General features: G+C 62.9%; 9 protein-coding genes. 4 read left to right on the top strand and 5 right to left on the bottom strand.

All coding sequences use genetic code 11. The annotated features are described in order from the left end of the window. Positions 1–15: 15 nt before the first annotated feature. Together IFT47_RS05885 and IFT47_RS05880 are read left to right on the top strand one after the other, a co-directional pair. Positions 16–477 carry a response regulator gene (locus IFT47_RS05885; RefSeq protein ID WP_192172045.1) on the top strand — a complete coding sequence of 154 codons (462 nt, stop codon included), beginning with the start codon at positions 16–18 and terminating at the stop codon, positions 475–477. 67 nt (positions 478–544) lie between these two features. After that, positions 545–2,920 (top strand): hybrid sensor histidine kinase/response regulator, encoded by a 2,376-nt coding sequence (locus IFT47_RS05880; protein WP_192172044.1) that lies wholly within the window; start codon positions 545–547, stop codon positions 2,918–2,920. 300 nt (positions 2,921–3,220) lie between these two features. Here IFT47_RS05880 and IFT47_RS05875 read toward each other — a convergent pair whose 3' ends face one another. The 5 genes from IFT47_RS05875 to pdxR all read right to left on the bottom strand — a co-directional run bounded on the left by IFT47_RS05875 (position 3,221) and on the right by pdxR (position 9,402). Further along, complete coding sequence (locus tag IFT47_RS05875) at positions 3,221–3,562, bottom strand: FKBP-type peptidyl-prolyl cis-trans isomerase (protein WP_192172043.1); 342 nt, start codon at positions 3,560–3,562, stop codon at positions 3,221–3,223. Positions 3,563–3,629: 67 nt separating this feature from the next. Further along, positions 3,630–4,208, bottom strand: coding sequence for a DUF1349 domain-containing protein (locus IFT47_RS05870; RefSeq protein ID WP_342345364.1), 579 nt, complete (start codon positions 4,206–4,208; stop codon positions 3,630–3,632). Between the two features lie 291 nt (positions 4,209–4,499). Then, the gene (locus IFT47_RS05865) at positions 4,500–6,083 is read right to left on the bottom strand and encodes an aldehyde dehydrogenase (NADP(+)) (protein ID WP_192172041.1); all 1,584 of its coding nucleotides are present in this window, start codon (positions 6,081–6,083) and stop codon (positions 4,500–4,502) included. A 252-nt stretch (positions 6,084–6,335) separates the two neighbouring features. Beyond that, entirely contained in the window at positions 6,336–7,442 is a 1,107-nt protein-coding gene (locus tag IFT47_RS05860) for a Gfo/Idh/MocA family protein (protein WP_192172040.1), read from the bottom strand. Between the two features lie 514 nt (positions 7,443–7,956). Further along, entirely contained in the window at positions 7,957–9,402 is a 1,446-nt protein-coding gene (gene pdxR / locus IFT47_RS05855; protein ID WP_192172039.1) for a MocR-like pyridoxine biosynthesis transcription factor PdxR, read from the bottom strand. A 214-nt stretch (positions 9,403–9,616) separates the two neighbouring features. Here pdxR and treS point away from each other — a divergent pair, with 214 nt between their 5' ends. Both treS and IFT47_RS05845 read left to right on the top strand, forming a co-directional pair. Further along, positions 9,617–11,686, top strand: a complete 2,070-nt coding sequence (treS, locus tag IFT47_RS05850; protein WP_192172038.1) for a maltose alpha-D-glucosyltransferase — start codon at positions 9,617–9,619, stop codon at positions 11,684–11,686. Between the two features lie 185 nt (positions 11,687–11,871). After that, entirely contained in the window at positions 11,872–13,020 is a 1,149-nt protein-coding gene (locus IFT47_RS05845) for an MFS transporter (RefSeq protein ID WP_342345359.1), read from the top strand. Positions 13,021–13,089: the final 69 nt, after the last annotated feature.

Genomic DNA, 13,089 nt, shown 5'->3' with positions numbered 1-13,089 from the left:
CGAAGGAGACGCCCAGTGCTTAAACCCATTCTTCTGGTGGAAGACAATCCGAACGATCTCGAGCTGACCCTTGTCGCTCTGGAACGTAGCCAGTTGGCCAACGAAGTTATTGTGTTGCGTGACGGTGCAGAAGCCCTTGATTACCTGCTGCGCCGCAACCACCATCACGATCGCGTGGTGGGCAATCCGGCGGTGATGCTGCTGGACCTGAAACTGCCAAAAGTCGACGGCCTTGAAGTGCTCAAGGTCATCCGCGAAACCGAGGAACTGCGCAGCATTCCCGTCGTGATGCTCACGTCTTCCCGCGAAGAACCCGATTTGGACCGCGCCTACTCGCTGGGTGTGAACGCTTACGTGGTCAAGCCGGTCGAATTCAAGGAATTCGTCTCGGCGATCTCGGATCTTGGCGTGTTCTGGGCAGTCCTGAACGAGCCACCGCCGGGTTCCCTGCGACTCGCCCGTCGCCCGGGCTCCTGAATCCGGCGCTTGCTGGCCTGCGTCAACGCATTCGCGCAAGCCCCTACTGGAACAATGACTTTTATCCATGTCGTTATCGCAGCTTAAATTGCTTTTGGTCGAAGACAGTTCGCTCGATGCGGAGCTGATTCTCCTCACCCTCGAAAACAGTGGGCTGAAGGTCGACGCTACGCTGGTCTACAACCACCAGGACGTCGAACGTGAGCTGACCGCCGCACGTTTCGACCTCATTCTCAGCGATTATCTGTTGCCGGGCTCGTCAGGAGCCGACGTGCTCAATAGCGCGTTGCGGCTGGCCCCGAAGACGCCGTTCATCTTTCTCTCGGGGATCTTCGGCGAGCAGCATGCCGTCGAGATGATGCGCATGGGCGCCATTGATTACGTCCTCAAGCAGAACATGAAAATGCTGCCCAAGGCGGTGGTGCGCGCGGTGTCCGAAGTGCAGGAGCGGGAAAAGCGCCTGTACGCCGAGAAGACGCTGCAAGTCGCGGAAGTGCGTGCGCATCTGGCGATCGAAGCGGCCGACATGGGCGTCTGGACCTACGATCCGCGAACCGACACGCTGCTGTGGGACGAGCGCTGTAAAACGCTTTACGGCGTTGAAGCCGACGCCCACGTTACCCTCGCCCTCATGTTCCTGCTCTGCCATCCGGATGACCGCGATCAGTTGCACAGCAAGGTCATGGCCGCGCTGACGGTGGACACCTCGTTCCAGATCGAGCACCGCCTGATTACCGATGAGGGCGAGGAGCGCTGGGTCTTCGCCAATGGCCGCTCTCTGTTCGAAGACGGCCAGTGCGTGCGCTTTACCGGTGTCATGCAGGACATCACCGAACGCAAAAATGCCACCCAGGCGCTGCTTCAGCTCAATGAAATTCTTGGCGAACGCGTGGTTCAGCGAACCCGCGAGCGTGACCGCACCTGGGAGCTGTCCCGGGAGCTGCTGGGTGTATTGCATTTCGACATGACGCCAATCGCCCTCAACCCGGCGTGGGAGGCGACGCTGGGATGGGGTCGGGATGAGGTCGGCCAGCAGCGTTTGAGCGAATTCATCCATCCGGATGATCTTGCCGCCACGTTGCGCGAGACCGCCAGCATTGCCGACGGCCACGTGACCACGCGCTTCGTCAACCGCATGCGCCATGCCGATGGTGGCTTTCGCTGGCTCTCGTGGACCATCGTGCCGGACGACGGGCTGATGTACGCCGCGGTCCGCGACATCACCGGCGAGCGGGCGGTGGTGGACGAACTGGCGGCGACCAACAAGCGTCTGCGCGATCAGATCAAGGAGCGCGAACGGGTCGAGGCCGCCTTGCAGCAGATGCAGCGGCTCGAGGTAGTCGGCCAGTTGACCGCCGGCGTCGCCCACGACTTCAACAACCTGCTGACGGTGATCCTGACCAGCGCGAACTTCCTCAGCCGGGATCTGGAAAAAGGCGTGTTCACCAAGTCGCCGCAGCGCCTGCAGAACATCCGCGAAGCGGGCGAGCGGGGTGCCAAGCTCACCAGTCAGCTGCTGTCGTTCTCCCGTCGCCAGCGCCTGGAGCCCGTTGCGCTGAACCTCAACGACACGATTGACGGCATGCGCGAGCTGCTGGGTCGAGCATTGGGCGGCAGCGTTTGGGTGGAAACCGAACTCGCCGAGGACCTGTGGAGCGCGTTGGTGGACCCGACGCAGACCGAGATGATCATCCTCAACCTGGCGATCAACGCCCGGGACGCTATGCCCCAGGGCGGGGAACTGCGCTTGAGCACCTGGAACGAGATGGTTTATCGCCTGCCGTTACGGCAGGAAGATCCGGAGCCCGGCGCGTATGTGGTGTTGTCGGTGAGTGACTCCGGCTGCGGCATGAGCGCGGAAGTACTGGCCAAGGCCTTCGAACCGTTCTTCACCACCAAGGCGGTGGGCAAGGGCTCGGGGTTGGGTCTGGCGCAGGTGTTCGGCTTCGCCAAGCAGTCCGGTGGCGGCGTGAGCATCGACACCGCCGAAAACGCCGGCACCACGCTGCGGGTGTATCTGCCCAGCGTGGCGCGCACGGCGGTCCCGGTGGTCAGCGCCTCCGACATGCCCGGCCGCGCCGATGCGGACACCAAGCACCGCACGATTCTGCTGGTAGACGACGACCCGGACGTACGCTCGGTGACGGCGATGATGCTGGTCTCGCTGGGGTATTCGGTGGTCGAAGCGGACAGCGGCGACGAAGCGCTGAAGAAGCTCGACGCCGGCATCGAACTGCTGCTGACCGACTTCGCCATGCCTAACATGACCGGTGGCGAGCTGGCGGAAATCGTCCGCCGCGACCACCCGCAGCTGCCGATCATGTTCATCACCGGCTTCGCCGACATCGACATCCTCGACGTCGACCCGAAGCTGATCGTGCAGAAGCCGTACAAGGAAGAGGAACTGGCGAAGAAACTGGCCCGGGTGTTGATGCAGGCGTAGGTCCGAAATTCCGCGGGCTGAAGCCGCTCCCACCGGGATTGCACTCATCTGCAGGGCCTGCGACGGGCTCCCATTGTAGGACCGGCTTTAGCCGGGAATGCGTCGGGAGCCACACCGCAAGATTCATGGCGTACGCACTGACCTCTTCCCGGCTAAAGCAGGTCCTGCTCCCGATTGCGCACACCCGCACGGCTCTTGGTTCTGCCGGGATTTTGGGTACGCCGCCATTCCCTGTGGGAGCGAGCTTGCTCGCGAATGGGCCATGACATGCCGATGAACATCCATCGGCTGAAACATTCCTCACTCATCCCGCGTCAGCACTTCCAGCAATTCAATCTCAAACACCAGATTCGAATGGGGTTTGATGTGCGCGCCCATCGAACGCTCGCCGTATGCCAGCGCCGCAGGCACCCGCAACGTGCGTTTGCCGCCGACCTTCATGCCCATCAGGCCGATGTCCCATCCCTTGATCACCCGACCGGTGCCGATGATGCACTGAAACGGCTTGCCGCGCTCCCACGAGGAATCAAACACGGTGCCGTCTTCCAGGGTGCCGGTGTATTGGGTGATGATCAGCGCGCCTTTGACGACGGCCTTGCCGGTGCCTTCCTGCAGGTCGACGATGCTCAGTTCTTCATTCATGTTCAGGTTTCCACAGCGAGAGGAAGCGGGATGCAGGCTGGCCAAGCGTAAGCAGCCGGGAGATTGGCTAGGTCAAATCGTGCAGGTCTCGCCCGAGGGGCGGGGTCAATGACCATTCGGAAAAGCTCACCTTTAACCCTTGCCGCTCCGGTGTGCAGCACATAGGACCCACCGTGTAGCGGTCCGCGTCTGGAAAGGGAGCAAGTCTAAGCAGCGGCCAGGTCATTCCGTCGGTGGAGTATTGCAGGCGCAGCACTCCATCGGAAACGGTCACACGAAGCCAGAAATCGGTTGGGTCGCCAGAAAAGCTGCAGGGTGCCCAATCCGACGTGCCGCGTGTCAGCACGCTACTGATCATTGGCATTCCATCGTTATATTCGATTCCTGCCTTCAACCAGGTCTCCTCATTGAGCCTGACCATCATCCCCGCCTGGTCATAGAGCTCGCGAAAATCGGCATTCACTCTGATTTGAGCGGTAAAGCCACCAGTGGTCTCAAACCCCAGGAAATGTCCGCTGTCTCGAATGAACCCGTAATGGGTTTCACGCCAGAAATCGGTTTGAAGGTCAGTCACAATTTCTAACGTATGTTCAGCGATGCTTTGGCAATGGCTCGGCTTGTTCAGCCATTCGGCAGTCTGCCAAATTGACGCTTCAGCGTTCTGACTGCCCACTTCAACCTGTTTTTTATCCACCAGGCTACCTCCGTCGTTAATAGCTGTATCCAGAAGTGAAGGACTGAATCGAACGCATGATCGCCGCCCCTCGGTTATCGGCGCAAGTGAGACTAGGAACAGCGACAGCTGAGGGCTCGCCGGCAACGCTCCAGACGTGTCATCAGGAAAAAAACGGCGCGGCCCTTTACAGGGTCGCGCCGTTTTTCGTGGCTCTGAGGATTCAGGTCTGACGGATCGGACCTGACGAATCAGGCCCCCTCATCACGCGATGACGTCAGTGCTCCACTCGCCATTCACCAGGCGCTTGAGGCCCAGCGGGTTGGCGTTTTGCAGCGCCGCCGGCAGCAGGCTGTCCGGGTAGTTCTGGTAGCAGACCGGGCGCAGGAAACGATCGATCGCCAGGGTGCCCACCGACGTACCGCGCGCATCGGAGGTCGCCGGGTAAGGACCGCCGTGAACCATGGCATCGGACACCTCAACACCGGTTGGGTAGCCGTTGACCAGGATGCGGCCGACTTTCTCTTCCAGCACCGGCACCAGCCACTGGTACTTCTGCAAGTCGGCGGTTTCGCCGATCAGCGTGGCGGTCAACTGGCCGCGCAGGGCCAGCAGTGCGGCTTTCAGTTCCGCGTCGTCTGCCACTTCGATCAGCAGCGTGGTCGGGCCGAATACTTCTTCCTGCAGCAATTCGTCGCCGTTCAGCAACATGCTGACGTCGGCCTTGAACAGCTGAGCCTGGGCCTGCTTGCCTTCCTGCGGCTTGCCGGCCAGGTGCGTGACGCTCTTGTGCGCCAGCAACTTCTCGACGCCTTTGCTGTAGCTGCGCAGGCCGCCTTCGTTGAGCATGGTTTGAGGTGGCTGACCGCCCATGTGCTCGGTCAGCTGCTCGGTGAACGCGGTCAGGGCAGGGGAGCGAATGCCGATCACGACACCCGGGTTGGTGCAGAACTGACCTGCGCCCATGACCACGGAAGCGGCGAGTTCGCCAGCGATGGCAGTGCCGCGCGCCGTCAAGGCGCCAGGCAGCAGTACCACCGGGTTGATGCTCGACATTTCGGCGAAGACCGGAATCGGCTGCGGACGCTCGGAGGCCAGTTTGCACAGGGCGTTACCGCCGTGCAGCGAACCAGTGAAGCCGACCGCTTGAATGGCCGGGTGCTTGACCAGGCCTTCGCCGACGCCGCTGCCGAAGATCATGTTGAACACGCCTTTTGGCATACCGGTTTTTTCGGCAGCGCGAATGATAGCGTTGCCCACCAGATCAGCCGTCGCCATGTGGCCGCTGTGGGCTTTCACCACAACCGGGCAACCGGCAGCCAGTGCCGAAGCGGTGTCGCCGCCGGCGGTGGAGAAGGCCAGCGGGAAGTTGCTGGCGCCGAACACGGCCACCGGGCCGACGCCGATGCGCTGCTGGCGCAGGTCGACACGTGGCAGCGGCTTGCGATCCGGCAGGGCTTGATCGATACGCGCGCCAAGGAAGTCGCCGCGGCGCAGGACTTTGGCGAACAGGCGCATCTGGCCGGAAGTACGGCCACGCTCGCCCTGGATACGACCGGCCGGCAGCGCGGTTTCCTGGCAGACGAGGGCCACGAAGTCATCGCCCAGGGCGTCGAGTTCGTCAGCGATGGCATCAAGGAACTCGGCGCGACGGGCCGGGCTCAACTGGCGGAATTCAAGAAAGGCGTCTTTGGCGGCCGAGGCAGCGGCGTCGATTTCCGCGTCGGTGGCCTGATGGAAGGTGTAGGGCAGTGCTTCGCCAGTGGTGGCGTCGAGGCTTTTATGGCGTGCTTCGCCGAGGCCACTGCGGGCGCCGCCGATGAAGTTCTGACCGAGAACGGTAGGCATCTGCTTCTCCTGTTATTTTTGGGGCGAATCGATCAGGCATTTAGCCTGATGGGGAATTCGAAATCGTATGAAGCGTAGCGGCGACAAGCTCAGCGGCTCATCGCAAAGTCGACAGTCATCATACAACTGCATTTTTTCAGCCGCAAGGCGCGCAGCCGTGAGGGGGGCTGAGCAATGCCCGGCCATCAAAATAGCCGGGCATTGAGCGGTGATCAACATGCGTCAGGTAGTCATACCCGACCCATAAGTCGATCAGGCGTTCGGCTCGTCCGTGTTGATGTACTCGGGCACCTTGGCCAGCGGCAGGCGACGAGCTTGCTCGATGCTGATGCCCGGGCGTTCCGGCAGGGGCTCGAGCTTCTGCGGCTGGCCGGTGGTCAACGCGCGTTCGATGGCCTCGACCACCCGCACGTCGCGCCAGCCTTCGTCGCCGTCCGGCTCCGGCTCGCGGTCCTGCAGGATGCAGTCGGAGAAGTACTGGGTCTCACCGCCGAACTGGTCGACCACCGGGTGCGTGTGCTCGGTGGTCTGGCCGTCGATGATCGCCCGGTAACCGATCGCCACGCCTTCGCCGAAACCGAAGCAGGGCGAGGCTTCAAACTCACCCTTGGTGCCGATCAGCTGGAAACGCTCGGTGGACGGCAGGCTGTAACTTACGGTGAAGGTGGCCAGGCGTTCTTCGGCAAAGCGCAGTGTCACGTTGACCGTGTCGAAGGTGTTGATCTCGCGGCCCGGCGTCTTGATGCCGACGGCGTGAACTTCAATCGGTTCGGCGGCAAACAGGTTGCGCACGGCGTTGATCGGGTACGGGCCCATGTCGGCCACGGGACCGGCGTCGAAGCCGCTCTGCATGCGGTGGTTGGCCGGGTCGGTGGTCTGGGCGAAGGTGGCGGTGAACAGGCGCAGGTCGCCGAGGTCGCCGGCGCGCACGCGGTGGACCATTTCGACGGTGCCGGGCTCGAAGTGCAGGCGGTAGGCAACCATCAGTTTGGCGCCTGAGCGCTTGGCGGCTTCGGCGATGGCCAGGCAGTCTTCTTCGTTGGCGGCCATGGGCTTTTCGAGCAGCACGTGGATGCCGGCTTCGAGTGCCGGAACGGCGAATTCGCGGTGGCGGAAGTTGGGGGTTGCCAGGTAGATGGCGTCGATTTCGCCGGAGTTGAGCAGGGTGTCGAATTCGTCGTAGTGGTAGCTTTTGAGGTCGTAGAGTGCCGCTAGTTGGTCGGCCTTGATGGGGTCGCCGGTGACGAGGGCGGTCATGACGGAGTTGTCGGTTTGTTCGAGTCCCGGCATGAATGCGCCTTGGGAGATCCAGCCTCCAGCGACCACTGCGTAGCGGATTTTGCCGTTTGCGTCTGGCATGTATAAGCCTCCATTTCTCAGCGGACGGTGTGTCCGGCAGCTCTGTAGTCGGCAGGTTCAGGGGTGAGAAGTTCAATCCAATCGTGGGTCGCTTTCCAAGATCAAGATCAAGATCAAGATCAAGATCAAGATCAAGACCGTCTGCCTGGGGGCAGACTGTTTCGCCTTCGGCGAGTTACTTGGAAAAGCACCCCAAGTAACCAAGGGTGCCTGCTCCTGGTTGGGCCCCTCCTGCGTCGGGGTTCCTTCACTTCGGTCTCGCTCCGTGGGCCCGCCGCCATCCGCCATCCATGGCGGGGGGCGGCTCTCGCGGCATCCATGCCGCTCGGCCCACTCCGCGAGACCTGCGTTCAGCCTGCACCCAAGTCGCGTTCTTCGGTGTTTGAACCTTTTGTGTATGAAGATCAAGATCAACAGCTTCCCGGCTAAAACCGGTCCTACTGAATGCGCGCGGTGTGTGTAGGACCGGCTTTAGCCGGGAAGGGGCCGGTGGGAGCGCCTTCGATTTCCCCCATCAGCCAAACTCCATCAGCAGATCCCGCAGCCGGTCCAGCGCGGGGTCGATGTCGAGCAGGTCAATCGCACCGAAGCCCAGCATCAGCCCATCGCGGGGTGGCGCTTCGCTGTAGAAACCGTGGAGGGGGTAGAGGCCCAGCGCGGTATCCCGGGCGCGGTCGACCAGGATGTGCAGGTCGATCGCAGGCAGCAGCGAGGGCTTGAGCATTACCGCCATGTGAAACCCCGCCGTGCACGGAATGGTTTCCAGCCAGGGCGCCAGATCACCGGCGATGCGCGACAGGATGCGTTCGCGGCGTCCGGCGTAGGTGCTGTGGCAGCGGCGGATGTGTTTGTTGAGCAGGCCTTCGCTGATGAATTTGCTCAGCGCCCATTGCGGCAGGGTCGAGGTGTGCCAGTCGGTCAGTTGCTTGGCCTTGATCACCGCTTCGAGGATCGCCGCCGGCAGCACGGCGTACCCCAGGCGCAGTTCGGGCAGCAGGGTTTTCGAAAAGGTGCCGACGTAGGCGACGACGCCGTGCTCGTCCATGCTTTGCAGCGAGTCAGTGGGACGGCCTTCGTAGCGGAATTCGCTGTCGTAGTCGTCTTCGATGATGATCGCGCCGATCCGCCGGGCCTTCTCCAGCAGGGCGTGGCGCCGTGCGAGGCTCATGGGCATGCCCAGCGGCATCTGGTGGGACGGGGTGACGTAGATGGCGCAGACATTGTCGGGAATCTCATCGACGATGATGCCTTCGCTGTCCACCGGCACGCCGGCCACCTCCGCCCCTTGGGCGGCAAACAGCAGGCGCGCGGGTGTGTAGCCGGGGTCTTCCACGGCCACGCAGCTGCCGGGTTCGATCAGCACGCGAGCGATCAGGTCCAGGGCCTGTTGCGCGCCATTGCACACCACCACGTCATCGGTCCCGCAGCGGACGCCGCGGGCAAAGGCGATGTGCCCGGCAATGGCGGCGCGCAGGGCGGGCAGGCCTTCGGGCTGGCTGTAGAAGCCGCGTTCGGTGGACATCTGCCGCACCGCGTGGTGCACGCAGCGCCGCCACTCGTCATGGGGGAACTGGTTTTTCGCCGTCGCGCCGCCGAGAAAATCGTAGCGCAGGGTGCCCGCGCGGGTCGGGTGGCGCAGGGGCAGGGAGATGCGCTCCCATTTCGCCACAATGTGGGCGCTGGCCAGCGGCGAAGGCGCCGGCCGAGTCGGGCTGTAAGCGCTCAAGGCGTTGACGAACGTGCCGCTGCCGACCTTGCCGACGAGGTAGTTTTCGTAGGTCAGTCGGCTGTAGGTGTCGGAAATGGTTTTGCGCGACATCCCCAGTTGCGCTGCCAGCAGGCGACTGGGCGGTAATTGAACACCTGCCGCCAGCCGGCCGGACACGATACTGTCGCGCAGCTGTTCATAAACTTGATGGGCGAGGTCCTTGCGGCCCTCGATAACGATGTGTAATTCCACGCAAACCCCTGAACAGCGCCGACGGTGCGGATGCACGCCGGTGGATTTTAGCCAGTGCAGCCGCGCGCGTGACATCAACCGATGCAACGTTTACGCGCCAAGGTGCTCTTAGAGTTAGGCATAAACCTGACACGCACAGGCAGGACGGTCCGGACAGCGCTCGCAGAGCCCTGGGCCGCCGCTCCCATCCACTTGAAGATGGAACCCCGAACACATGACCACCCCGGACAAGCAGTACGTGGAATGGCTGGTTGAGCAATCGATGCTCAACGCCGCAAAGCAACGCGCAAAACTGTACGGCGGCCAGGGCCGTCTCTGGCAACGGCCTTACGCCCAGGCCCGTCCGCGGGACGCTTCGGCCATCGGCTCGGTCTGGTTCACCGCCTACCCGGCGTCGATCATCACCCGCGATGGCAGCTCGGTGCTCGAAGCGCTGGGCGATGAGCAGCTCTGGCACGCGCTGTCGGAAATCGGCATCCAGGGCATTCACAACGGCCCGTTGAAAGCCTCCGGGGGTTTGAAAGGCCGCGAGCGCACCCCGAGCATTGACGGCAACTTCGACCGCATCAGCTTCGAGGTGGATTCGTCCCTGGGCACCGACGCCCAGTTTCTCAACCTCAGCCGTATCGCCGCTGCGCACAACGCGATCGTCGTCGATGACGTGATCCCGTCCCACACCGGCAAGGGCGCGGACTTCCGCCTGGCCGAGATGGCCTACGAAGAGTACCCGGGCCTCTACCACATGGTGGAAATCAAGGAAGAAGACTGGTCGCTGCTGCCGGAAGTCCCGGCCGGCCGCGATGCCGTCAACCTGCAGCCTGCTACCGTCGATGCGCTGCGCGACAAGCATTACATCGTCGGCCAGTTGCAGCGGGTGATCTTCTTCGAACCCGGCGTCAAGGAGACCGACTGGAGCGCCACGCCCGTTGTCACGGGTGTCGACGGCAAGGACCGCCGCTGGGTCTATCTGCATTACTTCAAGGAAGGCCAGCCGTCGCTGAACTGGCTGGACCCGAGTTTCGCCGCGCAGCAGATGATCATCGGCGATGCCTTGCACGCCATTGACGTGATGGGCGCGCGAGTGTTGCGCCTGGACGCCAACGGCTTCCTCGGCGTCGAACGCAAGGCCGACGGCACGGCGTGGTCCGAGAGCCACCCGCTGTCGATCACCGGTAACCAGTTGCTCGCCGGCGCGATTCGCAAGGCCGGCGGTTTCAGCTTCCAGGAGCTGAACCTGACCATCGACGACATCGCGGCAATGTCCCACGGCGGCGCCGATCTTTCCTACGACTTCATCACCCGTCCGGCGTATCAGCACGCGCTGCTGACCGGCCGTACGGAGTTTCTGCGGCTGATGCTGCGTCAGGTGCATGAGTTCGGCATCGACCCTGCGTCGCTGATTCACGCGCTGCAGAACCACGATGAACTGACCCTGGAGCTGGTGCATTTCTGGACGCTGCATGCTCACGATCAGTACCTGTATCAGGGCCAGACGTTCCCGGGCAACATCCTGCGCGAGCACATCCGCGAGGAGATGTACGAGCGTCTGGCCGGCGAGCACGCACCGTACAACCTGAAGTTCGTCACCAACGGCGTGTCCTGCACGACGGCGAGCATCATCACCGCAGCGCTGGGCATTCGCGAGCTGGATAGCATGACCGCCGCCGACATCGACAAGATCCAGCACATTCATTTGCTGCTGGTGATGTTCAACGCCATGCAACCGGGCGTGTTCGCGCTGTCGGGCTGGGACCTGGTGGGCGCACTGCCGCTGCCGGCCGAGCAGGTGGAGCACCTCATGGGTGACGGTGATACCCGCTGGATCCATCGCGGTGGCTATGACCTGGTCGACATGGACCCGGACTGCGAAGTCTCGGCAGGTGGCATGCCCCGGGCACGGGCGCTGTACGGCAGCCTCCCTGAACAGTTGAAGCGCCCGGATTCGTTCGCCTCGCAGTTGAAAAAACTGCTGGCGGTACGCCGTGCCTACGACATCGCTGCCAGCCGGCAGATCCTGATTCCGGACGTCGAGCATCCGGGGCTGCTGATCATGGTTCACGAACTGCCGGCCGGGAAGGGTACGCAGATCACTGCGCTGAACTTCAGCGCGGAGGCCATCGTCGAGACCCTGCACCTGCCGGGCATTGCACCGGGGCCGGTGGTGGACATCATCAACGAGCGGGTCGAAGGCGACCTGACCGAAGAGGGCGAATTCACCATCACACTGGACGCCTATGAAGGCCTGGCGCTGCGCGTGGTGAGCATGGCGGCACCCATGATGTAAACGGGCCTTGCTTAGTGGGACCGGCTTCAGCCGGGAAAGCGTCAGTCGTCACACCGCTGAAGTGAGGGTGTACGGCCTGGCCTCTTCCCGGCTAAAGCCGGTCCTACAGGAGATACGCATGCGTGAGGGATCGCGCCTTTTATTCACCGTCTGCCGTTCGCGCAGACCTGTTCAGGTCGTTTTCTGTGTCAGTTGCTCAATCCGTTCGCGCCCCTGTCTTCGTTCACCTGTGGAGTTATCGCCTGACGTTCCTGCTGTCCGGGATGTCCTTGGGCGCGTGGGCACCGCTGGTGCCTTTCGCCCGTGATCGCGCCGGGCTTGAAGAAGCCCAGCTTGGCCTGCTGCTGTTGTGCTTCGGCCTCGGTTCGATGCTGGCGATGCCGCTGGCGGGCATGCTCACCACGCGCAAGGGCTGCCGCTTTGTTTCGCTGATCGGCGGGACCTTGATCTGCTGCATGCTGCCGTTGCTCGCTACGCTGTCCTCCCTGCCGGCGCTGGCAGTAGCGCTAGCCGTGTTTGGCGCGGGGCTGGGCAGCATCGATGTGGCGATGAACGTGCAGGGCCTGATGGTCGAGCGCGATCACGGGCGGCCGATGATGTCGGGGTTCCACGGGCTGTTCAGCCTCGGCGGCATCAGCAGTGCGCTGTTGATGACCTTGCTACTGTGGTTGGGCGCGTCGCCGTTACTGGCGGTGGTCGTGGTGGTGGCGTTGATCGCCGGGATGTTGCTCTGGCACGCGCGCTACCTGGTGCCCCATGGCGCGGACGACCCATCCGCGCCATTCGCCTGGCCGACCACAAAGGTGGTGATCGTCGGGATTCTCTGCTTTATCGCGCTGCTGGTGGAGGGCGCGATGCTCGACTGGAGCGCGGTGTTCCTGAACCGGATGCACCAGATCGATTTATCAGTGGCCGGCGGCGCGTACGCGGTGTTCTCCCTGGCCATGGCAGCGGGGCGCTTTTCCGGGGACTGGTTGAGGAACCGCTTCGGCGCGGTGAACCTGCTGATCGGCGGCGGGCTGCTGGTGATGGTCGGGTTTGCCATGGCCATCCTGCTGGATCCGTGGCCGTTGTTCCTGCTGGGCTTCGCGCTGATCGGGCTGGGATTGTCCAATACGTTTCCGGTGTACTGCTCGGTGGTCGGTGCGCAGACCAGAATGCCAGCGGGGCTGGCGATCGCGGTGATTACCGGGATTGGATACTGCGGGATTCTGCTGGGACCCGCGTTAATCGGTTTTGCTGCCCACCTCATCGGCCTGCGGGAAGCGCTGCTCTGCGTGGGTGCGTTGATGCTGGCGCAGGTGCTGACGGCACGGCGGATGGCGAAGGGCTGAGGAAAGCCATCAGTTTTGCGGTGTGGCATCTGACGCCTTCCCGGCTGAAGCCGGTCCTACCAAAATCGC

Origin of the sequence: Pseudomonas sp. CFBP 13711 (genome assembly GCF_014842265.1) — a bacterium.
Classification (GTDB): Bacteria; Pseudomonadota; Gammaproteobacteria; order Pseudomonadales; family Pseudomonadaceae; genus Aquipseudomonas.
Note: the sequence above shows the minus strand (reverse complement) of the source record. Positions and strands in the feature narration are given on the sequence as shown.

Bases quoted from the DNA above. Each gene is read 5' to 3' on its own strand.
- IFT47_RS05880 (WP_192172044.1), top strand. From the start codon at position 545: ATGTCGTTATCGCAGCTTAAATTGCTTTTGGTCGAAGACAGTTCGCTC.
- IFT47_RS05875 (WP_192172043.1), bottom strand. From the start codon at position 3,562: ATGAATGAAGAACTGAGCATCGTCGACCTGCAGGAAGGCACCGGCAAG.
- IFT47_RS05865 (WP_192172041.1), bottom strand. From the start codon at position 6,083: ATGCCTACCGTTCTCGGTCAGAACTTCATCGGCGGCGCCCGCAGTGGC.
- IFT47_RS05860 (WP_192172040.1), bottom strand. From the start codon at position 7,442: ATGCCAGACGCAAACGGCAAAATCCGCTACGCAGTGGTCGCTGGAGGC.
- treS (WP_192172038.1), top strand. From the start codon at position 9,617: ATGACCACCCCGGACAAGCAGTACGTGGAATGGCTGGTTGAGCAATCG.